The organism is Brucella pseudintermedia (assembly GCF_008932435.1).
GTDB classification, from domain to species: domain Bacteria; phylum Pseudomonadota; class Alphaproteobacteria; order Rhizobiales; family Rhizobiaceae; genus Brucella; species Brucella pseudintermedia.
The window spans coordinates 55,576-78,125 of record NZ_WBWE01000016.1; the positions used below are offsets into that span (position 1 = coordinate 55,576).

Genomic DNA, 22,550 nt, shown 5'->3' on the forward strand with positions numbered 1-22,550 from the left:
TGTTCATGCCGCTTTCGCGCGGCGCTCGCGCATGAAAACATAGAAGCCTGATCCGACGATAATTGCGATACCGAGCCATTTCGATGGCGTCGGGAAATCGCCGAATACGATCAGGCCCACCAGAACCGCATTGACGATTTCAAGATACTGGAATGGTGCCAGCATCGATGCCGGCGCCAGCTTGAACGCTTGCACGACCATCAGGTGGCTAACGGTTCCGATAGTTCCAAGAAGGAAGAGAAGCAGCCAGGGTTGAATGCCGTTCGGCAGGCCAAAACTCAGGTCACCGAGCCCTGCCGCGGTTCCATAAATCATGGCCAGACCTGCAAACATCCAGCCGCCCACGCCTGCATAAAACTGCATGACAAGCGGACTTTCTTTCGCACCGTATTTGCGGTTCAAAATCAGATAGATCGCAAAGGTTACGGCAGTCGCCAGCGGCAGAAGCGAGACGGCGCCGAAAATCTCGAAACTCGGCTGGATCACGATCATCGTGCCGATAAGGCCGATGCCGACTGCGCTGAATCTTCTCCAGCCCACTTTTTCCTTCAGGAAAATGGCCGAAAAGAGCGTCAGGATGAGCGGCTCGGCAAAGAAGACGGCCATCGCATCCGCCAGCGGCATATACTTGACCGCCGTAAAAAAGCAGAGCCCGCCAAACCCCATCAATGCGCCGCGAATGAGATTGCCTGCCAGATGTTGCGTGCGTAGCGCAGCAAAACCGCCGACAATGAGCAAAATGAAGAACATCAGCCAGCACTGAACGAAGAAGCGCATGAAGGTAACGGTGGCCGGAGGCAAATGGTCCGCCATGGCGAGCCACTTGCCGATGGCATCCATCAGCGGCAGCAGAAGCACCGAGAGCACCATGATCGCCATGCCTTTTACGTGCGCTTCCATGCCGCCTGTCGCGCTGCTCTGCATTTCAAACTCTCGGTTTCTGTATGTTCCCCGCTATCGCTCTATGCGAACTGCCGCAGCGTTTCCATCCAATTTGACCAGAATCGACCCGCTTGTTTGACTTTCGACCGCTTTCCGGTGCAAATCAGTTCCGATCTGAACGAAATCCCTTGAAAAAGCCGTGCGCAAACGGAACGTAAGGCGAACTTTAGTCGCCTTTCGCGAGCGCGCATGGCATCATTCAGGTGATTCGCGAACAGTATTTTCCGGTCTTTGGCGAGCAGGCTCGACAGTGGCCTCCTGAAATTCAGATAGAGAGCTTTTCGGAACAAATGGACGATAGCAACGATCTCTTCTCGAGAGTAGTTAACAATGCCCGAGAACGGGAACAGGGACGGCAAGGTGAAAAACAAGCATCGTCGCAACCTGTTGCCCAGCCGGTGGCAGCGCCGTCGCTCTCTGTTCCAAAGCCGGTAACAGCCAAGGCACCGCCTGCCTCGTCGGCAGGAGATGACTATAATGCTTCGTCCATCCGTGTTCTGGAGGGGTTGGAACCGGTACGCCTACGTCCCGGCATGTATATTGGCGGCACGGACGAAAAGGCGCTGCATCACCTCTTTGCGGAAGTCATCGATAACTCGATGGACGAAGCGGTTGCAGGACATGCCAATTTCATTGAAGTCAGTTTCGATGCCGACGGATTTGTCACGGTTTCGGACAATGGACGCGGCATTCCAGTCGATGAACATCCGCAGGTGCCGGGGAAATCCACGCTCGAAGTCATCATGACCAAGCTGCATGCGGGCGGCAAATTCGACGGCAAGGCCTATGAAACCTCGGGCGGCCTGCACGGTGTCGGCGTTTCGGTGGTGAATGCCCTTTCTGACGTGCTAGAGGTGGAAGTCGCCCGCAATCGCCGTCTCTATCGGCAGCGTTTCTCGCGCGGTATTCCGCAGGGTGGACTGGAAGATGTCGGCGAAGTGCATAACCGTCGTGGCACCCGTGTACGTTTCCACCCCGACCCCGATATTTTCGGCAGGACGGCACAGTTCGATCCGCACCGTCTTTATCGCATGGCGCGCTCGAAAGCCTATCTGTTCGGCGGGGTTGAAATCCGCTGGAACTGCGATCCCTCCCTGCTCGATCCAAAGAAGGAAACGCCTGAAAAAGCGGTTTTCCACTTCCCCGGCGGTCTGAAAGACTATCTCGAGGCATCGCTCGGCAAGGAACATCAGGTCACACGCGAGGTTTTCGCAGGCAAGACCGAAAAGCAGGGCGGCCATGGCGCGGTTGAATGGGCCGTTTCATGGTTTGGCGGCGACGGTTTCGTCCACTCCTATTGCAACACCATCCCGACAGGCGATGGCGGCACCCATGAAGCAGGCTTGCGCATTGCGCTGACGCGCGGCCTGAAAGCCTATGCGGAATTGACCAACAACAAGCGCGCCTCGATCATCACTACTGACGACGTGATGGTGTCGGCGGCGGGGATGCTGTCGGTTTTCATCCGCGAGCCGGAATTTGTCGGCCAGACCAAAGACAAGCTGGCGACAGTGGAAGCGCAGCGCATCGTGGAAAACGCGATCCGTGATCCTTTTGACCATTGGCTTGCGGCCTCACCACAGGAAGCGTCTCGCCTTCTGGAATGGGTAATTGATCGCGCTGACGAGCGTTTGCGGCGGCGTCAGGAGAAAGAGACCGTCCGCAAGAGCGCAACGCGCAAGCTGCGCCTGCCGGGAAAGCTTGCCGATTGCACGCAGAACGCAGCAGCCGGAGCAGAACTATTTATCGTCGAAGGTGACTCGGCAGGTGGCTCAGCCAAGCAGGCGCGCAATCGCGCCAATCAGGCTATCCTGCCGCTGCGCGGCAAGATTTTGAACGTTGCTAGCGCGGGACGCGAAAAGCTGACGGCGAACCAGCAGATCGCTGATCTCATTCAGGCTCTTGGTTGCGGCACCCGCAAGAACTATCGGGAAGACGATCTACGCTATGATCGCGTGATCGTCATGACCGATGCAGACGTCGACGGTGCCCATATCGCGTCGCTGCTCATCACTTTTTTCTACCAGGAAATGCCGGACCTGATCCGCAACGGTCATCTCTATCTGGCAGTGCCGCCGCTTTTTCGTCTAAGCCAAGGTGGAAAGGTCGCCTATGCGCGCGATGAAGCGCATAAGGATGAACTCCTGCGTACCGTGTTTACAGGCCGCGGCAAGGTGGAAATCGGTCGTTTCAAAGGCCTTGGCGAAATGCGCGCCGAACAGTTGAAGGAAACCACCATGGACCCGAAGAAGCGCACGCTTCTGCGTGTTCAGGTGGACGAGGAATATGTCGATGAAACCCGCAACACCGTCGATGAATTGATGGGCACCAAGCCGGAAGCCCGTTTCCGTTTCATCCAGGATCGTGCGGCTTTTGTCGAAGAACTGGATATCTAAAGTATATTTGCGGGATGAACGGCACTGCAAACCCCGTGCCGTTCATTTTCCTTTTCAATAAACCCATTTAAGCTACTGATAAATCAAGATCAGGCTTTTACATCAATGCCAAGCTTGGCTTCAATTTCCTCAATCGATTCCTTGACGAAGAATGTTTGGTCCGTGCTCAGCGTCACTATGCGCGTACCGGTTCCATAAGTATTGTAGCATAGAACGTGATTGAAATTCACGGCGAGCTTTTCACCGTTTACTTCCGTCAGCATGATCCACATCGCTTGCCCTCCTCCTGATGTATCCACTCTCAAGAAGGATAGGCGCAACAGAAGGTTCGGCAATGGTCGCAACAAACTGGCTTCAAAGCTTGGCGCGCATTCTCACCTTCGCGACCGTTTTGCTGAAACTTTCTGACCACTCCTCTCCCAACCACTCGATCTGGAAGCCAGCTTTTTCATAAAGCTTGATCGCGGGAAGATTATCCGCATGCGTGCCGATCACCGCTTCATCGAAGCCATTGAGCAGGATTTGCGCCATCAGGGCATCAAGAATCTGACTGCCAATCCCTTGTCCGTGGCAGCGCGGATCGACCCACAAGTCGGAAACGTAATTGGTCTGCAGCGTTCTCGCACCCCAGCCCACAACAGTTCCGGTCCGTTCGGCGACCAGCACACCCTCCGCATTATCTTGAAGATCGCGCAGGAATTTGGCTTCCAGAAGTTGTCGTCGCTCCGCGGTCAGTTCGACACCACGAACCGCAATCCGCCAGGCCCTGACCGCTAATGCGGCCATAGAAACAAATTCGCCGGGAAAGCCCCGGCGAATAAGAAGATTGGATTTTACCACCACTTTGCCGGAGTAAACCGCCCGGCCGCCTGTTCAATGGCGTGCGCTGCCTGGAACAAAGTCTCTTCCTCAAACGGGCGCCCGATCAACTGAAGACCGAGCGGCAAGCCCTTGTCATTGACGCCCGCAGGCACGGCGATGCCCGGCAAACCGGCCATATTGACCGTTACCGTGAAGATGTCATTGAGGTACATCTTCACCGGATCGTTGGCGAGGTCCTCGTCGGCAAGGCCAAAGGCAGCCGATGGCGTCGCTGGCGTCAGGATCGCGTGCACGCCCTGGCCGAATGCGTCTTCAAAATCCTTCTTGATCAATGTCCGCACCTTCTGCGCACGCAGATAATAAGCGTCGTAATAGCCTGCGGACAAAACATAGGTGCCGATCATGATGCGGCGTTTGACTTCCTTGCCGAAGCCAGCCGCGCGGGTCTGTTCGTACATATCGGCAATGTCCTTGCCGGGCACGCGCAGACCATAACGCACACCATCATAACGGGCGAGATTCGAAGATGCTTCCGCAGGCGCGACGATATAATAAGCGGCCAGCGCATATTTCGTGTGCGGCAGCGAAATATCGACAATTTCGGCCCCGGCATCTTTCAGATACTGAACGCCCTTCTGCCAGAGTTCCTCGATTTCGTCCGGCATACCGTCAACGCGATATTCCTTCGGAATGCCAATCTTCATGCCCTTGAGCGATTTGCCGAGGGCAGCTTCGTAATCTGGAACAGGCAGATCGACGGACGTGGTGTCCTTGAGATCAAGCGAAGCCATGGATTTCAGCAGAATGGCAGCATCGCGCACGTCACGGGCAATGGGGCCAGCCTGATCGAGCGAGGAAGCGAAAGCAACCGTTCCCCAACGCGACACGCGGCCATAGGTCGGCTTGATGCCAACCGTCCCGGTGAAAGCCGCTGGCTGACGAATAGATCCACCTGTATCGGTTGCCGTCGCGCCAGCGCAAAGCTGCGCGGCAACAGCGGCCGCCGAACCGCCCGACGAACCACCCGGCACCAGATCGGCGTTCGAACCCTTGGCTCGCCACGGATTCTTGACCGCGCCGTAATAAGAGGTTTCGTTGGACGAGCCCATGGCGAATTCGTCCATATTGAGCTTGCCGAGCATAACCGCGCCATCGGCCCACAGATTGGCGGTGACGGTCGATTCATATTCCGGCTTGAAACCGTCGAGAATGTGGGAGCAGGCCTGCGTATGCACACCCTTGGTCGCAAACAGGTCCTTTACGCCAAGCGGAATGCCTTCCAGCGCACCCGTTTCGCCCTTGGCGATACGCTCATCCGAGGCCTTGGCCATTGAGCGCGCCTGATCGTGCGTCACCTTCACGTAAGCGTTGATGGCTTCATTCGCAGAGTCGATAGCGGAAAGATAGGCGTCGGTCAGTTCGGTAGCGGTGATGGCTTTGGCCTTCAGCTTGTCGCGCGCCTCGGCAATGGTCAGTGCGGTCAGTTCGCTCATCGTCAAATCCTGTCAGTGCGCCTCTGCGAGACGCTTTTCAAAAAAGGCGCTGTATTCAGATTCTGGATAGTCCAGAACCACACCGCAGCGCGTAAAACCCGAATTCTCATAAAGCCGCCAGGCACCTGCAAAACCAGGACCGGTTCCCGTTTCGAGCACCAGTCGGGCAACGCCCCTGGCCCTTGCGAGATCGACAATCGCATCGACCAGCATCGAGCCAACGCGCTTGCCGCGCACTTCCGGAAGGGTGAACATCCGCTTCACCTCGCCGACGCCATCTTCGTGCATCTTCAAGGCACCGCAGCCGACCGCCCGGCCGTCTTCATTGCGCGCCACAAAGACCGTCGTGTCCGGCTCCGCCATCTGCTCGACCGTCATCTTGAACTGAAATTCCAGCGGCGACAGCGGCAGAAGATGCGCGTTCAGCCCTTCGACCAGCGCGCGTACATCGTCCTGCAACGGGGTCTCGACCGAAACCCGAATGGCCATGATCTACTCCACGACCTTCGGCACGACGAAGAAATTGTCTTCCGTTACCGGCGCGTTGGCGACCACAGCGGCTGCAATGCCTCCGTCTGTCACCTTGTCATCGCGCATGCGCATTGCCATCGGCGTAACGGAAGTCATCGGCTCGATACCGTCGACATTGACTTCATTCAATTGCTCTACAAAGCCCAGAATAGCATTAAGTTCGCCAGTCATGCGTTCCGCATCGTCATCGTTGACGGCGATGCGCGCAAGATGCGCGACGCGCTTGACGGTAGAAATATCGACGGACATCCTGTTCTCCGCAAATGCTGCATTTGGGCGGCGAACCGCCACCCTTGAAAAGGTTTCCTACCGGCTATAACGGCGCGACTGTTGAAGCGCAACATTTCTTGCGCTTCAAAAGGCCTTTAGAAGCTGTGTACCGTTCCGGCTGGATCCGTCAGTACCTTGGTTTCGCGATGATCTGCCATTCCGGCGACGAACTTTTCAGCCGTCTGATCGATGATCGGGAACGAGCCGTAATGGCATGGCAACACGGTTTTGAAATTGAAGTAACGCTGGCACGCGAGAGCCGCAACCGCGCCGCCCATCGTGAAGCGGTCGCCAATGGGAATGATCCCGATCTCTGGCTGGTGAAGCTCGTTGATAAGTCCCATGTCCGAGAAAATGTCCGTGTCACCCATGTGATAAAGTGTCGGCGCATCTTCGAAGTGGAATACCAGACCATTCGGATTACCCAATGCCTGTGAAACGCCGTTTTCCGTCAGCATTGCCGAGGAATGAAGTGCATTGACGAATGTGACGGTAAAGCCGTCATGCGCCAAGGTGCCGCCCGTATTGCCGGGATCGACCTTTTCGACGCCCTGACTGTCAAGCCAGCTTGCAAGATCGGCGTTGGCGATAACCGTTGCACCATGTTCCTTGGCAATCGCGACAGTATCGCCGACATGGTCGCCGTGGCCATGGGTAAGCGCGATATGGGTAACACCCCTGGCTGCTTCCTTGAAATCTATGCCCTTCGCGCCGGGATTTCCGTTCAGGAATGGATCGATGAGAATAACGGCCTTTGCAGTTTCAACGCGAAAGGCGGCGTGGCCAAGCCATGTAAGTTTCATAAACTCTCTCCTCAATCTGTTTCCGGCTCGATTTACTGTTTGCGAACAGATATGACGCCAATAAAGTTGAAGGCAATAGAAACCACTTCAAAATCCGATGAGGACCGATGGCCGTCGTTGAAATCGAGGAAATTCCGGCGCTGCTTCAGCCCGGAAAGACCATTGCCGGACTGGATTTGGGAACCAAGACCATCGGTCTTGCAGTGTCGGACCTTGGTCTTTCCTTCGCCCATCCACGCCCCGTTATCAAACGGACGAAGTTTTCCATAGACGCGCAGCTACTCCTGAAAGCGCTCGATGCCGACAAAGTCGGCGCTATCGTCATTGGCTTGCCTATGAATATGGATGGAACATCCGGCCCTCGTGTTCAGGCTACACGGGCATTTGTGCGTACCATGCAACCCCTGACCGACCTGCCCTTTGTGTTCTGGGACGAGCGCCTGTCGACGGTCGCCGCGGAACGGGCGCTGATCGGCATGGATGTCTCACGCGGCAAGCGGGCCGAACGTATCGATTCGGCTGCCGCAGCGTTCATTCTCCAAGGTGCGCTCGACCGCCTGCACGGCATCAGGCGGTCGGTGTCCGACGATTACGACGCCGGATAAAGCTGATCGAGAATGCGCTCCGCGTTGTGGCGGGCATCCAGCATACCATAGGTAGACCGCCACTGACCGCCGAGCCGGGTTTCAATGAACGCATCGGCCACATCATCGGCCCCAAGCTGGCGCAATTCTGCGGCGGCGGCTGCGTAGGCCAGTTGCTCAGTCAGAAGGCGTGCTACACCCGGATCGGTTTCAGTGAGCTGCAATGCAGCGCGCAGCACATCGAGCGTTCCCTGACCGCGTGCACCCAACTGCCCGCCGATCCATTCCAGCACTTCATCGAAAAGGCCCGGTGCGCGGGACAGTACACGCGCCACGTCCAGCGCCATGACATTGCCGGAACCCTCCCATATCGCATTGACCGGTGCTTCGCGATAGGCGCGCGCGAGATTGCCTTCCTCGATATAGCCATTGCCTCCGAGACACTCCATTGCTTCATAGAGCAACGCAGGAGCGATCTTGCAAACCCAGTATTTCACCACCGGCGTCATGCAACGCGCAAAAGCCGCTTCTGCCCGATCGCTTGCAGCCATATCGAAAGCACGCGCCAGTCGCATGGAAAGCGCGGTCGCACCGGCAACGTCGATGGCCATATCGGCGAGTACACGCTGCATCAGGGGCTGTTCGACAAGAGCCTTGCCAAATACCTGCCTATGACGACTGTGATGCACGGCCTCAGCGAGACCGGAGCGCATAAGTCCAGCCGAAGCCACAGCGCAATCAAGCCGCGTCAGCGTGACCATATCCATGATCGTCTTGATGCCCTCACCCGGATTGCCAATCAGATGACCGACTGCCCCATCGAATTCCACCTCCGATGAGGCATTGGACTTATTCCCGAGCTTGTCTTTCAGACGCTGAAAAAAGAATCCGTTCCCGCTTCCTTCTGGAGTGAGGCGCGGGAGCAGGAAACAGGAAAGACCGTCTTCTGTCTGCGCCAGCGCCATGAACGCGTCCGACATCGGCGCGGACATGAACCACTTGTGGCCAGTAATGGAATAGGTGCCGTCTTCGTTGCGAGTGGCGCGCGTTGTATTCGCACGCACATCGGTTCCGCCCTGCTTTTCGGTCATACCCATGCCAAGCGTAATGCCCTGCTTGGCGAATGCCGGTTTCTGCGAAAAATCGTATTTCCGTGACAGAATGATGGGCGACCATTCCCTGTAAATTTCAGACGAGGCCATGAGTGCGGCAAGCGATGCGCTGGTCATGGTCAGAGGGCAAAGATGCCCTGCCTCAAGCTGCGCCGTGAGGAAAAAGCGCGATGCGCGCGCCTGATGGCGGCGCCCGGTTTCCAGCGGATTGCCCTCCCAGATGGAACAATGCAGCCCCGCCGCGATCGAACGGCGCATCAGCGCGTGATAGGCTGGGTGATATTCAACAAGGTCGATCCGGTTACCCTGCCGGTCGTGCGTGCGCAATTTCGGAAGCTCGGTGTTAGCCAGACGCGCAAGGTCCTGTGCTTCCGCCGACATGACGAAACGTCCGGTCTGTTCCAGATCCGTATGCAGTTCCTTCGGGAAACGTGCCGCAATCTGCATCAGAAGCGGATCGCCCAGATAGGCATTCTTGCCCGTCATGGGCGGTGTCTGGTTGGTCACGTCGTGCGTTTTCAAAAGCTCATTCCGTATTGTGCGATTCAATTCAGTTTACGTTTCTTGCACCGCATTTGCTAAAATTTTGCCATCCCTCGCGCAATTTGTCGTCAGGACAGCACAGGTTTTTCTTGGTGAATCGCCCGAAGCCATTATAAGGACGGTTGCGGGACCTGTCCCATGGTCCTATACGGGTGACTTGCCATGACAAATCAAACGGTCCCTCCGCTTTTCCCTCATCGCCACCTGCTGGGCATCAAAGGGCTTTCGCCCCTGGACATTCTCTGTCTTCTTGATCTTGCCGATCAGGAAATCGCTGTTTCCAGACAGCCCGAGAAGAAAAAGTCCGTGCTGCGCGGTCGCACGCAAATCAATCTCTTCTTTGAAGCATCGACACGGACGCAATCGTCGTTTGAGCTCGCTGGAAAGCGGCTCGGCGCTGACGTCATGAATATGTCGGTCGGCAATTCATCGGTCAAGAAAGGCGAAACGCTCATCGATACCGCGATGACGCTGAACGCCATGCAGCCGGACATATTGGTCATCCGTCACGCCTCGGCGGGTGCCGCCGCCCTGCTCGCACAGAAAGTTGGCTGTTCGGTAGTCAATGCTGGCGACGGCGCGCATGAACATCCGACACAGGCGCTTCTGGATGCCCTTACCATCCGCCGCGCCAAAGGTCAGATCGAAAATCTGATCGTCGCCATTTGCGGCGATGTGCTGCATTCCCGCGTGGCTCGCTCCAATATTCTTCTTCTCAATGCGCTTGGCGCGCGGGTGCGCGTCGTCGCGCCATCCACACTCCTGCCTTCGGGCATGGCCGATATGAGCGTCGAAGTCTTCAACTCCATGGAGGAAGGGCTGAAAAACGCCGATGTGGTCATGATGCTGCGCCTTCAGCGTGAGCGCATGGCAGGCTCCTTCGTACCTTCGGTGCGCGAATATTTCCGCTTCTATGGTCTCGACAAGGAAAAGCTGAAACACGCCAAGCCTGACGCTCTTGTCATGCATCCCGGCCCGATGAATCGCGGGGTCGAGATAGCATCGGACGTTGCCGACGGGCCGCAGAGCGTGATCCAGCAGCAGGTCGAGATGGGCGTTGCCGTGCGCATGGCCGTCATGGAAGCCCTGCTGGACCCAAGACGCAACCTGGGCAATGGAGAAAATGCATGAGCGCGATCCTGTTTGAAAACGCGCGCATCGTTGATCCGTCGCGCGGCCTTGATGAAACCGGCAGCATTCTGATCCGCGATGGAAAGATTGTTGCCGCTGGGGCGGATGTCCGCAATCAGGGCGCACCAGAAGGCGCAGAAATCATCGATCTGAACGGTAAGGCAGTATTGCCCGGTCTCGTGGATGCGCGTGTCTTTGTCGGTGAACCCGGTGCCGAACATCGCGAAACCATTGCCTCGGCGAGCCGCGCGGCGGCGGCTGGCGGCGTGACCTCGATCATCATGATGCCCGACACCGGCCCGGTGATCGACGACGTGGCGCTGGTGGAGTTCGTCAAACGAACTGCGCGTGATACGGCTGTCGTCAATGTGCATCCGGCAGCAGCCATCACCAAAGGACTGCATGGCGAGGAAATGACCGAAATCGGCTTGCTGCGCGATGCGGGTGCGGTTGCCTTTACCGAAGGCAGGCAGACTATCGCCAATACCCAGCTCATGCGACGCGCACTGACCTATGCTCGCGATTTCAACGCGGTTATCGCCTGCGAAACGCGCGATCCCTATCTGGGCGCCAATGGCGTGATGAACGAGGGCCTGTTCGCGAGCTGGCTTGGACTTTCCGGCAGTCCGCGTGAAGCCGAAGTAATCCCCCTGGAACGTGATCTTCGTCTGGCGGCATTGACCAACAGCAACTATCACGCCGCACAGCTTTCCTGCGAAATGTCGGCAGAAGCAGTGCGCCGCGCCAAGGATCTGGGCGCCAAGGTGACGGCGGGTGTGTCGATCAATCATTTGTCGCTCAATGAAAACGACATTGGAGAATTCCGTACCTTCTTCCGTCTTTCGCCGCCACTGCGCAGCGAACAGGACCGCCTTGCCATGGTCGAAGCAGTGAAAAACGGTACCATCGATATTGTCGTTTCGGCGCATGATCCGCAGGATGTCGATACCAAGCGCCTGCCCTTCTCGGATGCCGAAGCCGGCGCCATCGGCCTCGAAACATTGCTGGGGGCTGCACTCCGCCTCTACCACAATGACAGCATTCCGCTCTTGCGACTGGTCGAGGTCCTGTCGACAGCTCCGGCACGCATTTTCGGCCTTGATGCCGGCACGCTCAAACCCGGTGCCAACGCGGATATTGCCATTGTCGATCTGGACGAACCCTGGATCGTGCGGGAGGAAGACCTGCATTCGCTCTCAAAGAACAGCTGCTTTGAAAGTGCACGTTTCCAAGGCCGCATCGTCCACACCTTAGTGGCTGGTAAGACCGTTTATTCGGCTTGAAAAACACCGCATAACCCGGAACAATCAATCGAAAATTCCGGGCAGGCGGAATCAAAAAGCAGCAGGGGACATTCATGGCCGAATCGGGATTTCTCAGCTTGACGCTCTTGGGAGCGCTCGTCTTTGGCTATTTTCTTGGCTCCATTCCGTTCGGTTTGATTCTGACCCGTCTTGCCGGTTTGGGCGATGTCCGGTCCATCGGCTCGGGCAATATCGGCGCGACCAATGTCCTGCGTACCGGCAACAAGAAGCTGGCCGCAGCAACCCTGATCCTTGACGCCCTCAAAGGCACGGCCGCCGTTCTTATCGCTTCGCGCTACGGGCCAGATGCCGCCATTGGCGCGGGCTTCGGTGCCTTCATGGGTCATCTTTTTCCCGTATGGATCGGCTTCAAGGGAGGCAAAGGCGTCGCCACCTATCTCGGTATCCTGATCGGTTTGGCATGGCCCGGCGCACTGGTCTTTGCTGCCGTCTGGATCGTAACCGCACTCCTGACGCGCTATTCTTCCCTTGCAGCACTGATCGCCAGCGTCATTGTTCCAATCGCTCTTTACTTTCAGGGCAGTCCAGCAATCGCAATTCTGTTCGCGATCATGACGGTCATTGTTTTCTTCAAACACAAGACCAATATTACGCGCCTCCTGAACGGCACCGAGAGCAAGATCGGAGCCAAGGGATGAAGGAAAGCGCGGATTCGAAAACTGGAATTCGCCTCTCCGACCGCCAGCGTCTCAACTGGCTGCGCCTCATCCGAACCGACAATATCGGCCCTGTCACGTTTCGCGACCTGATTCTGTTTTGCGGCTCCGCTTCAAGCGCGATAGAAATGCTGCCCGATCTTAATATAAGAGGCGGCAGTGCGCGTCCCATCCGCGTCATGTCCATGGACGATGCAGAACGCGAGCTTGAAGCCATTGAAAGAGCCGGCGCTCGTCTGGTTGGAATGGGTGAACCGGATTATCCACCCCAGCTAAAAAATTGTGAAGCCCCGCCTCCGCTGGTTACGATCAAGGGAAATGCCGCCGTTTTCAGTAAGCCCCCGGTTGCCATCGTCGGTTCGCGCAACGCTTCGGTGATCGGCGCTCGTTTCACAGAACGTCTGGCTCATGATCTTGGGGAAGCCGGATTTGCCGTTATTTCCGGGCTTGCCCGCGGCATCGACGCTGCGGCGCACCGTGCGAGCTTGAAGACGGGAACCGTGGCCGTGCTGGCGGGCGGGCTCGACCGTCCCTACCCGCCCGAAAATCTTCCCCTTTACCGCAACATACCGGAAGAGGACGGCGCGCTTATAAGCGAGATGCCGATGGGAGCGGAACCCCGCGCGCGCGACTTCCCACGCCGCAATCGCATTATTGCGGGCTTGTCGTTGGGGTTAATCGTCGTTGAAGCCGCCGAGCGCTCCGGTTCGCTTATCAGCGCACGGATGGCGGGCGATATGGGCCGTACGGTATTTGCCGTGCCGGGCTCACCGCTTGATCCTCGTGCACGCGGCACGAACCTGCTTCTGAAACAAGGCGCGACGCTGGTTACGGAAGCAAACGACGTTATCGATACGCTCCGACCACTGGCTGGTTCAAGCGCGTATCCAACGGATATGCCGATACAGCCGGATCATGGTTCATCGGCTATGGAAGAACCAGAATCGTTCCAACCGATTGCAACGGAAGAACAACGGGACATTGTTATCGATGCACTTGGCCCCGTGCCGACCGATATCGACACGCTGGTGCGCCATACCGGTCTGGATACCGGCGCCATCCAGCTCATTCTTCTGGAACTGGACCTGGCCGGGAGACTGCACAGATATGCCCGTAACCAGGTCGCCTTGGCCCCTCTCGACTAGGGTCTTTATACCCTCGCCTCGCTGTGAAGTGCTTCTCGCGCTTCGACAAGAGCCATCTCGATCATATAGGCCAGCAGCAGACGATCGGTCTTCTTTGCCATTGCATTGAGCTGTTCCAGCATCTGCTCGATAAATGTCAGCGTCTCGTGTTGAGTCGCGGTTCGCACATCCTCATCGTCTTCCATGTCCGGAAAACTCGTTGTATCAACCATACCTATCTCCCCCGAGATAAATCTCTCTTCGTTTCATTCTATGCTACTACTGGTTACGCTCAACTTAACAGCAATTTTAAGTTGTATTTCGTTATTTTTGTCGTCCTGCTCTTGACCAAACGCTGCCTGCTGTTCATGTGAAGACAACGAATTTATCGCGGAGAGGAGATATTTTGTCTCCATGGGACGCGAATCTGGGCTGCTTTAAATGAACGTCGTTGTTGTCGAATCGCCTGCCAAGGCAAAAACCATCAATAAATATCTTGGTTCGAACTATAAGGTTCTGGCCTCGTTCGGTCACGTGCGAGACTTGCCAGCTAAAGACGGCTCGGTTCGCCCCGATGAAGATTTTGCGATGTCGTGGGAGGTGGATAGCAATTCCTCCAAACGTCTTGCAGATATCGTCAAAGCGTTAAAGGACAGCGACGGCATCATTCTCGCAACCGACCCGGATCGCGAAGGTGAAGCCATTTCCTGGCATGTGCTCGAAGTACTGAACCAGAAGAAAGCGCTTAAAGGCAAGACGGTCAAGCGTGTGGCATTCAATGCCATCACCAAGAAAGCTGTTCTCGACGCCATTGCCAATCCGCGTGATATCGATGAACCTCTGGTCGACGCCTATCTGGCTCGCCGCGCGCTGGACTATCTCGTCGGCTTCACGCTCTCGCCTGTTTTGTGGCGCAAACTGCCGGGCGCGCGCTCGGCAGGCCGTGTGCAGTCAGTAGCACTGCGCCTCGTTGCGGATCGCGAAGCGGAAATCGAGCGCTTCATCCGTGAGGAATACTGGAACATTGCCGCTCTATTGAAGACACCGCGCAATGACAGTTTTACTGCCCGCCTGACCGCCGTAGACGGCAAGAAGCTCGGCAAGCTGGATATCAAGAATGGCGAACAGGCGAATGCCATTCGCACAATGCTCGAAGGCGCAAGCTTCAAGGCCCTGTCCGTCGAAGCAAAGCCGACCAAGCGCAATCCAGGACCGCCATTCACCACGTCGACCTTGCAGCAAGCGGCTTCCGGCCAGCTCGGTTTCTCTGCATCGCGCACCATGCAGGTGGCGCAGCGGCTTTATGAAGGCGTCGACGTTGGCGGCGAGACTGCCGGTCTGATCACTTATATGCGTACCGACGGCGTGCAAATGGCGCCCGAAGCCATCAATGCGGCCCGCGATGCAATCGGCAAAAGCTTTGGCGCAAAATATGTGCCGGAAAAGCCTCGCTATTATTCCAGCAAGGCCAAGAACGCGCAGGAAGCGCACGAGGCCATTCGCCCGACGGATTTCTCGCGGCACCCGAAGGATGTACGCCGCTATCTCGATGACGATCAGGCTCGGCTTTACGAATTGATCTGGAAGCGCGCCATTGCCAGCCAGATGCAGGCTGCCGATATCGAGCGCACAACCGTCGACATCGAAGCCAATAACGGCCCGCGTTCGGCCACACTGCGCGCCAACGGATCGGTCACCAAATTCGATGGCTTCCTCGCCGCCTATATGGATCATCGCGAGGAAGAGGACGACGACGAGGATAGCGCAAAGCTGCCGGAAATTCGCTCCGGCGAAGCGCTGGCACGCGAGAAGATCGATGCGACCCAGCATTCCACCGAACCGCCGCCGCGCTATTCGGAAGCTTCGCTCATCAAGAAGATGGAAGAGCTTGGCATCGGCCGTCCCTCGACCTATGCCGCAACATTGGCCACGCTTCGCGACCGCGAATATATCACCATCGACAAGCGCAAGCTTATTCCAGAGCCGAAGGGACGTCTGGTTACCGCCTTCCTCGAAAGCTTCTTCGAGCGTTATGTGGAATATGATTTCACAGCCGACCTTGAAGAAAAGCTCGACCTTATTTCGGACGGCAAGCTTTCATGGAAAGATGTGCTGCGCGATTTCTGGCGCGATTTCTCCGGTTCGGTCGATGATATCAAGGAATTGCGCGTCACCAATGTCCTCGACGCACTGAACGAAGAGTTGGCGCCACTGGTATTTCCGGCGCGCGAAGACGGCAGCGATCCGCGCTCCTGCCCGACTTGCGGCACCGGCACGCTCTCGCTGAAGCTCGGCAAATACGGCGCATTCGTCGGTTGCTCCAACTATCCAGAGTGCAAGTATACGCGCCAGCTCGGCGGTGATGCCAACGGTGAAGCCGCGGCGGCGGACGAACCGAAATCGCTTGGCAAGGATCCGTTCACCGGTGAGGAAATCACCGCACGGACAGGTCGTTTTGGCCCCTATGTCCAGCGTGGTGAAGGCAAGGAAGCCAAGCGCGCCAGCCTTCCAAAAGGCTGGACCGTCGACGCGCTCGATCATGAGAAAGCCGTTGCGCTTCTATCCCTTCCGCGCGACATCGGCCAGCACCCGGAAACCGGCAAGATGATTTCTGCCGGTATCGGTCGCTATGGGCCCTATGTCAGCCATGACGGCACCTTCGCCAATCTGGAGAATGCCGAGGAAGTCTTCTCTGTCGGTCTCAACCGTGCGGTATCAGTTCTTGCCGACAAGCAATCGAAAGGCGGTCGCGGTCGTTCCACACCCGCAGCGCTGGCGACGCTTGGCGAGCATCCCGACGGTGGAGCTATCACCGTTCGAGACGGTCGCTATGGGCCCTATGTCAACTGGGGCAAGGTCAACGCCACCTTGCCAAAAGGCAAGGACCCTGCAAGTGTCACGCTGGAAGAGGCGCTAACGCTGATTACGGAAAAGGCTGGCTCTTCCAAGAGCAAGAAGGCCCCTGCCCGCAAAGCTTCAGCCAGCACGGAAAAGAAAACTGCGACCAAGAAGGCGCCAGCAAAAGCCAAGTCGACAGCCAAGCCGAAAGCCAAATCCAAGGCCGAGGCGGCAGAGGAGTAGCAATTGGCACGCCGTTTTTCCAAATCCGACACCGGCCGGTCCGCGCGGACCGAACGGCGTGCTAAAGCAAAATCCGCCGAGGGTAGAGGTGATCAGCACGCGTTTCTGCCAACCCGCGAAGAGGTTCTCAAATATATCGAGGACAACCCCGACCGGGCGGGCAAGCGCGAACTGGCGAAAGCATTCAACATCAAGGGTGATGCGCGGGTCTATCTGAAAGACCTTCTGCGTGAGCTTTCCGACGAAGGCCTTGTTGAAAAACGTGCGCGCAGATTGTCCCGCCCCGGTGCGCTGCCTGCCGTAACCGTGCTTGATATTACCGGACGCGACGAAGACGGTGGTCTGCTCGCGCGCCCGTCAGAATGGGACGAGGCCAATTACGGCAAGCCGCCCGCCGTCCTTATCCGCCGCACCCGCCTGAACAAAGCCTCGGAAGGTGGTCCGGCAGTCGGCGTCGGAGATCGCGTTCTGGCGAAAATATTCCGCAATGAAGATCGCGACGGACCGGACTATACCGCACGGGTGATGAAGCGCCTCGAGCATCGCACAAATGCGGTCCTTGGAGTTGTGCGCAAGCTCGGTAATGGTGAATGGCGGCTTGATCCGGTAAACCGAAAGCAGCCGGAAGTGCAGCTCGACCCCGGACATCTGGAAAATGCCGAAGCCGGAGACCTCGTGGAAGTAGACCTGATTTCCTCGCGTCGTCAGGGATTGCCGCGCGGCAAGGTTCGCCAAGTGGTGGGCTCAATCGACAGCGAGAAAGCCCTGTCGATGATTGCCATTCACGAGCACGAGATCCCGCATATTTTTCCGGCTGAAGCGTTAAGCGAAGCAGAAGCTGCGAAAGCAGCCATGATGGAGGGGCGTGAAGACTGGCGCGACATACCCCTTCTCACCATCGATCCGGCGGATGCCAAGGATCATGACGACGCGGTTTATGCGGAGTCGGACAAGGACCCAGAGAACCCGGGCGGCCAGATTGTAATCGTGGCAATTGCCGATGTCGCGGCCTATGTCCGTCCCAATTCCGCTCTCGACCGTGAAGCGCAGAAGCGCGGTAACTCGGTCTATTTCCCGGACCGGGTTGTGCCGATGCTCCCTGAGCGGATTTCAAACAATCTTTGTTCACTGCGTGAACTGGAAGATCGCCCTGCCCTTGCTGTCCGTATGGTTTTTGCGGCCGACGGACGCAAGAAATCGCACAAATTCCATCGCATCATGATGAAATCCGCGGCGAAGCTGGCCTATTCGCAGGCGCAGGCTGCAATTGACGGTGCGCCGGATGACAAGACCGCGCCTATTCTCGACAGCATCCTGAAACCGCTATGGAACGCCTATGCCGTGCTGAAGCGGGGGCGTGACGCGCGGGAGCCGTTGGAACTCGACCTGCCGGAAAAGAAAATCCTGCTTACGCCCGACGGCAAGGTAGACAAGGTAATCGTTCCGGAACGGCTTGATGCGCATAAGCTTATCGAAGAGTTCATGATCCAGGCGAACGTCGCCGCTGCTGAAACACTGGAAGCGCGCCGCCAGCCGCTGATTTTCCGCATCCACGACGCCCCGGCGCTTGCAAAGCAGGAAACCCTGCGGGAATTCCTGCGCACGCTGGACCTTAGCCTCGCCAAGGGTGCTGAACTCCAACCAGCACAGTTCAACCGGATTCTTGAGGCCGTGGAAGGCTCTGACCAACAGGAACTGGTCAATCAGGTCGTGCTGCGCACGCAAAGTCAGGCAGAATATAGCCCCGATAATATCGGCCACTTCGGTCTGCATTTGCACTGCTATGCACACTTCACCTCGCCGATCCGCCGCTATGCGGACCTTATCGTTCATCGCGCGCTGATCAAGGCCCTGAACCTTGGCAACGACGGTCTCACGACCGATGAAGAAGCGCATCTGGAGGAAATCTCTGCCCTGATCTCCTCGACTGAGCGTCGCGCCATGCTGGCCGAACGTGAGACGGTAGACCGCCTTATTGCCCATTTCCTCGCCGCACATCTAGGTGATGAATATGAGGGACGCGTTACCGGTGTCACGAGAGCCGGTCTTTTCGTGAATCTTGCGACATATGGCGCAGACGGGCTGGTACCCATTTCAACTTTGGGTCATGAATACTATCTATATGATGAAGCGAACCACGCGATTGCCGGGGAACGGAGCGGTAAAGGCTTCCGGCTCGGTGACACAGTGACGGTTCGGCTAGTGGAAGCGCTCCCCGTCGCGGGTGCGCTTCGTTTTGAGATGGTTTCGGAACCGCATCCTCTGCCAATGTCGACCCGCTCACATCACAAGGCAAGCCGGACGATGCGTGGACGAAGGGGTAAACCTGCGGGTATTCCGCGTCAGAAGAGAAGAGGTCGCTGATGAGCACGCTAGAGGCCAATTCCGCGCAAAATGTACAGGTTTTCGGTGGCGCCAGTCCCAAGGTCACACACCCAAAGCGTCCTTTGGGCGAGGCCATGTGGCGCGGTTTTCGCGGACGTTGCCCCCATTGCGGAGAAGGAAAGCTGTTCCGGGCCTTTGTAAAGCCGGTGGCGCAATGTTCCGTGTGTGATGAAGACTATACGGAACAACGCGCAGACGATCTTCCCGCCTACCTGACCATATTGATCGTCGGACATGTGGTCGTTGGCGCCTTCATGGGCGTGGAAGCGACCACCAATCTGCCGCTTTGGGCTCATATGGCGATCTGGGGCCCTCTGACCGTGATCATGTCACTGCTGCTGTTGCAGCCGATCAAGGGCGCAACCATCGGGCTGCAGTGGGCGCTTTATATGCACGGTTTCGGAGGGAAGGGCGAAGGCGAATATGGCGACGTGACCTAAGCGTCATCGTGACCGCCATGCATCAACTTCCATCTTCCCCGATCAAAGCCGGAAAAGCTTTGCGTCCACGCGATGCCGCATCGTTGCTGCTCGTCGACAGGTCTGGCAGCAAGCCGCGTATTCTTATGGGCCGGCGTCATTCCAGCCTTGTTTTCATGCCCGGAAAGTTCGTCTTTCCTGGTGGTCGGGCAGACCCTGCAGATGGCGCTGTAGCAGCAACTACCGAACTGCGGGATAATGATGTCGCCAAGCTGCTGGCGGGCATGGGCGCTCGCGCGTCGCTGCGCCGTGCTCGTGCTCTCGGCCTATGCGCCATCCGCGAAACCTTTGAAGAAACCGGCCTTCGTATAGGGCAAGCTGCGTCGACACCAATTGCCTTCCCCACGCATCGCGACTGGTCCGCATTCCTCGATAACGGTACACTACCGGCGCTGAGCAGCCTGCGTTATTTTGCGCGTGCAGTAACGCCTCCGGACAACGTCCGTCGGTTCGACACGCGCTTTTTTATGGCATTTCGCGATCATATACCGGAACTTGACGGGCAACCGCTCGTTCCGAGCGGGGAATTGGAGGATTTGGACTGGGTTTCGATTGATCGAATCGATAGGCTCGACCTCGCCCACATCACCCAGGCAATCCTGAAAGAAGCGCAGGCGCTTCTGACAGATGCCGACTTTGAGTTACCTGCCGCCTTGCCGGTGGTACAATATTGCAAGCGGCACGGCCGCTTTGTCCGCGAAGTGATCTGAACTCCATGAATCAAGAAATTCAATCCGCCGATCTTGTCCCGCAAGAACCTGGCGGCGGGCCAGCAGAGGGCCGGATGCACTGGCGTTCGCTCGCAGCAGCCATAGCGACAATCAGCGCGGTTGGCGCCGCCATCGGCCTGGGCATCCCGTTGCTGAGCGTTCTTCTGGAGAGCCGTGGCCATTCGGCGAGCCTGATCGGAGCCAATACTGCTGTTGCGGGCCTGGCGTCCATCGTTGCAGCTCCCCTTGCCGCGCCCATTGCGGCACGACTGGGCGTGGTCAAGGCGATTTTCCTCATGCTTGTCATTGGAAGCGGTGCGTTTCTCGGCTTTCACTTTTTTCAGCCGCTCTGGGCCTGGTTTGCGCTGCGCATCGTTCTGCATTTTGCGCTAACCGTGCTTTTTGTCCTGTCGGAATACTGGATCAATGCGTCGGCACCGCCTGAAAAGCGCGGTCTGGTGCTTGGAATTTATTCAACGTCGCTTTCCCTCGGCTTTGCGCTCGGTCCGTGGCTGTTCTCGAAAATCGGTAGCACGGGAGGATTGCCTTTCTATGTCGGCTTCGCCATCATCATGATTGCCCTCATACCGGTTGCCATCGCGTGGCGTGACAGTCCCGATTTCGAGGAAGGTGAACACGTTCCGTTTCTGCCCTTCATTTTTGCCGTCCCGACAGCAACCATGGCCGTCTTCGTTTTCGGCGCTGTGGAAACCGGTGGCTTTGCGCTCTTTCCGGTCTTCGGAGCCCGCATCGGTTATCCGGAGGCCGATGCGGCTCTCCTGCTCACGATGATCGGGCTTGGCAATGTTCTGATGCAGATTCCGCTCGGCATAGTCAGCGACCGCATTTCAGATCGCCGCAAGCTTCTGCTTTTCTGCGCAACCACCGGCCTGATCGGAATGATCGCCCTGCCCTATCTCATGCAGCACTGGTATCTCATGGCGGGCATCCTGTTCCTTTGGGGCGGCGTGGTGGCTGGCCTCTATACGATCGGCCTTGCACATCTCGGTTCTGAACTGACCGGGCGGGAACTGGCATCGGCCAATGCTGCCTTTGTGTTCTGCTACGCCATCGGTATGCTTGCAGGACCGCAGGCCGTCGGTGTCGGCATGGATATGCTGGGACCGAAGGGATTCCCGATGACACTCGGTGTGTTTTTTGCCGCATATGCACTCTTTGCAGCAGGAAGGCTGCTTTTGCGGAAGAAGCGGGCTTGACTTTTCGCCACCAATACGTAGTGTCGCGCCAAATTTCCGCTGCCGGATGAGATTGCCGGAATCGCTGGAGGTTTCCATCCATTGAGCATGATCCCGAGAATTGGGAACCGATTTTCGGCAAGATCATGCTCCGGCAAAGATACAGAGCAGGTAATTCGATATGGCCAAGGCTACGACGATCAAGATCAAGCTTTTGTCGACCGCTGACACCGGCTTCTTCTACGTAACGAAGAAGAACAGCCGCACGATGACGGAAAAGATGACAAAGACCAAGTACGACCCGATTGCGCGCAAGCACGTCGAGTTCAAGGAAACGAAGATCAAGTAATTCGTTTCCGGTCGTCATCGATAAGACGATTGAAATAAAAAGCCGTCTCATCTGAGACGGCTCAGACTGCTGACAAACCCCTGGCCTTGTTCAGGGGTTTGTGATTCATTGGGTCATGCTGAAGAAACCCGCTCCGTCGCAGACAGCTCTCGAGATGGTAACGCTCGACAGTCTGGTTCCGAAGGATCACCTGCTTCGCAAGATCGATGCTGTGATCGACTTCTCCTTCATCCACGACCGCGTTGCCGGACTTTACTGCGCCGACAACGGCCGCCCGGCGCTCGATCCGACCTTGATGTTCAAGGCTTTGTTCATCGGTTACCTGTTCGGCATCCGCTCGGAACGTCAGCTGGTGCGCGAGATCGAGGTCAATGTCGCCTATCGATGGTTTCTGAGGATGAAGCTGACCGATGGTGTGTTCGATGCCTCGACGCTGTCGCAGAACCGCCGCCGGCGTTTCAACGACGCATCGGTGGCCCAGGACATCTTCGACCATATCGTCGAACAGGCGATTGGCCATGGGCTGGTCGATGGCACAGTGCTCTATACCGACTCGACCCATCTGAAGGCCAATGCCAACAAGGGCAAGTATGATCTGGCCATGATCGAGAAATCGCG

22 protein-coding genes are annotated in these 22,550 nt (G+C 57.2%); 13 read left to right on the plus strand and 9 right to left on the minus strand.

What is annotated here, in order from left to right; genetic code table 11:
* Positions 1–3: 3 nt before the first annotated feature.
* Positions 4–924, minus strand: coding sequence for a DMT family transporter (locus tag F9K78_RS19380; RefSeq protein WP_121981822.1), 921 nt, complete (start codon positions 922–924; stop codon positions 4–6).
* Between the two features lie 308 nt (positions 925–1,232).
* On the opposite strand from F9K78_RS19380, the gene parE reads away from it, so the two are divergent.
* Positions 1,233–3,338, plus strand: coding sequence for a DNA topoisomerase IV subunit B (parE, locus tag F9K78_RS19385; protein WP_121986497.1), 2,106 nt, complete (start codon positions 1,233–1,235; stop codon positions 3,336–3,338).
* 89 nt (positions 3,339–3,427) lie between these two features.
* Here parE and F9K78_RS19390 read toward each other — a convergent pair whose 3' ends face one another.
* From F9K78_RS19390 to F9K78_RS19415, 6 genes are all read right to left on the minus strand, one after another.
* The gene (locus F9K78_RS19390; RefSeq protein ID WP_006471387.1) at positions 3,428–3,610 is read right to left on the minus strand and encodes a hypothetical protein; all 183 of its coding nucleotides are present in this window, start codon (positions 3,608–3,610) and stop codon (positions 3,428–3,430) included.
* Positions 3,611–3,692: 82 nt separating this feature from the next.
* Positions 3,693–4,178 carry a GNAT family N-acetyltransferase gene (locus F9K78_RS19395; protein WP_235925483.1) on the minus strand — a complete coding sequence of 162 codons (486 nt, stop codon included), beginning with the start codon at positions 4,176–4,178 and terminating at the stop codon, positions 3,693–3,695.
* Positions 4,172–5,653 (minus strand): Asp-tRNA(Asn)/Glu-tRNA(Gln) amidotransferase subunit GatA, encoded by a 1,482-nt coding sequence (gatA, locus tag F9K78_RS19400; RefSeq protein ID WP_121986499.1) that lies wholly within the window; start codon positions 5,651–5,653, stop codon positions 4,172–4,174. Before gatA ends, F9K78_RS19395 begins: the two co-directional genes overlap by 7 nt.
* Positions 5,654–5,665: 12 nt before the next feature.
* Entirely contained in the window at positions 5,666–6,142 is a 477-nt protein-coding gene (locus F9K78_RS19405; RefSeq protein WP_121986500.1) for a GNAT family N-acetyltransferase, read from the minus strand.
* A gap of 3 nt (positions 6,143–6,145) precedes the next feature.
* On the minus strand, positions 6,146–6,433 hold the full coding sequence (gene gatC, locus F9K78_RS19410; RefSeq protein ID WP_112587621.1) for an Asp-tRNA(Asn)/Glu-tRNA(Gln) amidotransferase subunit GatC: 288 nt from the start codon (positions 6,431–6,433) through the stop codon (positions 6,146–6,148).
* A gap of 116 nt (positions 6,434–6,549) precedes the next feature.
* The gene (locus F9K78_RS19415) at positions 6,550–7,257 is read right to left on the minus strand and encodes a metal-dependent hydrolase (RefSeq protein ID WP_121986501.1); all 708 of its coding nucleotides are present in this window, start codon (positions 7,255–7,257) and stop codon (positions 6,550–6,552) included.
* A gap of 107 nt (positions 7,258–7,364) precedes the next feature.
* Between F9K78_RS19415 and ruvX the strand changes: the two genes are divergently transcribed.
* Complete coding sequence (ruvX, locus tag F9K78_RS19420; RefSeq protein ID WP_121986502.1) at positions 7,365–7,862, plus strand: Holliday junction resolvase RuvX; 498 nt, start codon at positions 7,365–7,367, stop codon at positions 7,860–7,862.
* Here ruvX and F9K78_RS19425 read toward each other — a convergent pair.
* Positions 7,847–9,475 (minus strand): acyl-CoA dehydrogenase family protein, encoded by a 1,629-nt coding sequence (locus F9K78_RS19425; protein WP_121986503.1) that lies wholly within the window; start codon positions 9,473–9,475, stop codon positions 7,847–7,849. The two genes, ruvX and F9K78_RS19425, sit on opposite strands and share 16 nt — an antisense overlap.
* Positions 9,476–9,658: 183 nt before the next feature.
* Between F9K78_RS19425 and F9K78_RS19430 the strand changes: the two genes are divergently transcribed.
* The 4 genes from F9K78_RS19430 (at position 9,659) to dprA (ending at position 13,753) form a co-directional block, all read left to right on the plus strand.
* Positions 9,659–10,627, plus strand: coding sequence for an aspartate carbamoyltransferase catalytic subunit (locus F9K78_RS19430; protein ID WP_121986504.1), 969 nt, complete (start codon positions 9,659–9,661; stop codon positions 10,625–10,627).
* Positions 10,624–11,910: a dihydroorotase gene (locus F9K78_RS19435; RefSeq protein ID WP_121986505.1), complete on the plus strand. Its 1,287-nt coding sequence runs from the start codon at positions 10,624–10,626 to the stop codon at positions 11,908–11,910. The genes F9K78_RS19430 and F9K78_RS19435 overlap by 4 nt, the downstream gene beginning before the upstream one ends.
* Before the next feature lie 74 nt (positions 11,911–11,984).
* Positions 11,985–12,590, plus strand: coding sequence for a glycerol-3-phosphate 1-O-acyltransferase PlsY (plsY, locus tag F9K78_RS19440; RefSeq protein WP_121981833.1), 606 nt, complete (start codon positions 11,985–11,987; stop codon positions 12,588–12,590).
* Positions 12,587–13,753 (plus strand): DNA-processing protein DprA, encoded by a 1,167-nt coding sequence (gene dprA / locus F9K78_RS19445; protein ID WP_121986506.1) that lies wholly within the window; start codon positions 12,587–12,589, stop codon positions 13,751–13,753. Before plsY ends, dprA begins: the two co-directional genes overlap by 4 nt.
* A gap of 5 nt (positions 13,754–13,758) precedes the next feature.
* On the opposite strand, the gene F9K78_RS19450 is transcribed toward dprA, so the two are convergent.
* Positions 13,759–13,965 (minus strand): hypothetical protein, encoded by a 207-nt coding sequence (locus tag F9K78_RS19450; RefSeq protein ID WP_121986507.1) that lies wholly within the window; start codon positions 13,963–13,965, stop codon positions 13,759–13,761.
* 208 nt (positions 13,966–14,173) lie between these two features.
* On the opposite strand from F9K78_RS19450, the gene topA reads away from it, so the two are divergent.
* The 7 genes from topA to F9K78_RS19485 all read left to right on the plus strand — a co-directional run.
* Positions 14,174–16,813, plus strand: coding sequence for a type I DNA topoisomerase (gene topA, locus F9K78_RS19455; protein WP_121986508.1), 2,640 nt, complete (start codon positions 14,174–14,176; stop codon positions 16,811–16,813).
* A gap of 3 nt (positions 16,814–16,816) precedes the next feature.
* Positions 16,817–19,177: a ribonuclease R gene (gene rnr / locus F9K78_RS19460; protein ID WP_121986509.1), complete on the plus strand. Its 2,361-nt coding sequence runs from the start codon at positions 16,817–16,819 to the stop codon at positions 19,175–19,177.
* Entirely contained in the window at positions 19,177–19,638 is a 462-nt protein-coding gene (locus F9K78_RS19465; RefSeq protein ID WP_121986510.1) for a DUF983 domain-containing protein, read from the plus strand. The genes rnr and F9K78_RS19465 overlap by 1 nt, the downstream gene beginning before the upstream one ends.
* A gap of 17 nt (positions 19,639–19,655) precedes the next feature.
* Positions 19,656–20,387 carry an NUDIX hydrolase gene (locus F9K78_RS19470; RefSeq protein ID WP_121986522.1) on the plus strand — a complete coding sequence of 244 codons (732 nt, stop codon included), beginning with the start codon at positions 19,656–19,658 and terminating at the stop codon, positions 20,385–20,387.
* 74 nt (positions 20,388–20,461) lie between these two features.
* On the plus strand, positions 20,462–21,604 hold the full coding sequence (locus F9K78_RS19475; protein WP_121986521.1) for an MFS transporter: 1,143 nt from the start codon (positions 20,462–20,464) through the stop codon (positions 21,602–21,604).
* 160 nt (positions 21,605–21,764) lie between these two features.
* The gene (rpmG, locus tag F9K78_RS19480; RefSeq protein WP_002966024.1) at positions 21,765–21,932 is read left to right on the plus strand and encodes a 50S ribosomal protein L33; all 168 of its coding nucleotides are present in this window, start codon (positions 21,765–21,767) and stop codon (positions 21,930–21,932) included.
* Between the two features lie 115 nt (positions 21,933–22,047).
* The coding region (locus F9K78_RS19485) for a transposase (protein ID WP_167518138.1) at positions 22,048–22,550 on the plus strand (503 nt) is incomplete at its 3' end.

Coding starts and splice junctions, on each gene's coding strand:
- F9K78_RS19380 (WP_121981822.1), bottom strand. CDS start 924: ATGCAGAGCAGCGCGACAGGCGGCATGGAAGCGCACGTAAAAGGCATG.
- parE (WP_121986497.1), top strand. CDS start 1,233: ATGGACGATAGCAACGATCTCTTCTCGAGAGTAGTTAACAATGCCCGA.
- F9K78_RS19390 (WP_006471387.1), bottom strand. CDS start 3,610: ATGTGGATCATGCTGACGGAAGTAAACGGTGAAAAGCTCGCCGTGAAT.
- gatA (WP_121986499.1), bottom strand. CDS start 5,653: ATGAGCGAACTGACCGCACTGACCATTGCCGAGGCGCGCGACAAGCTG.
- F9K78_RS19405 (WP_121986500.1), bottom strand. CDS start 6,142: ATGGCCATTCGGGTTTCGGTCGAGACCCCGTTGCAGGACGATGTACGC.
- gatC (WP_112587621.1), bottom strand. CDS start 6,433: ATGTCCGTCGATATTTCTACCGTCAAGCGCGTCGCGCATCTTGCGCGC.
- F9K78_RS19415 (WP_121986501.1), bottom strand. CDS start 7,257: ATGAAACTTACATGGCTTGGCCACGCCGCCTTTCGCGTTGAAACTGCA.
- ruvX (WP_121986502.1), top strand. CDS start 7,365: ATGGCCGTCGTTGAAATCGAGGAAATTCCGGCGCTGCTTCAGCCCGGA.
- F9K78_RS19430 (WP_121986504.1), top strand. CDS start 9,659: ATGACAAATCAAACGGTCCCTCCGCTTTTCCCTCATCGCCACCTGCTG.
- F9K78_RS19435 (WP_121986505.1), top strand. CDS start 10,624: ATGAGCGCGATCCTGTTTGAAAACGCGCGCATCGTTGATCCGTCGCGC.
- plsY (WP_121981833.1), top strand. CDS start 11,985: ATGGCCGAATCGGGATTTCTCAGCTTGACGCTCTTGGGAGCGCTCGTC.
- dprA (WP_121986506.1), top strand. CDS start 12,587: ATGAAGGAAAGCGCGGATTCGAAAACTGGAATTCGCCTCTCCGACCGC.
- F9K78_RS19450 (WP_121986507.1), bottom strand. CDS start 13,965: ATGGTTGATACAACGAGTTTTCCGGACATGGAAGACGATGAGGATGTG.
- topA (WP_121986508.1), top strand. CDS start 14,174: ATGAACGTCGTTGTTGTCGAATCGCCTGCCAAGGCAAAAACCATCAAT.
- F9K78_RS19465 (WP_121986510.1), top strand. CDS start 19,177: ATGAGCACGCTAGAGGCCAATTCCGCGCAAAATGTACAGGTTTTCGGT.
- F9K78_RS19470 (WP_121986522.1), top strand. CDS start 19,656: ATGCATCAACTTCCATCTTCCCCGATCAAAGCCGGAAAAGCTTTGCGT.
- F9K78_RS19475 (WP_121986521.1), top strand. CDS start 20,462: ATGCACTGGCGTTCGCTCGCAGCAGCCATAGCGACAATCAGCGCGGTT.
- rpmG (WP_002966024.1), top strand. CDS start 21,765: ATGGCCAAGGCTACGACGATCAAGATCAAGCTTTTGTCGACCGCTGAC.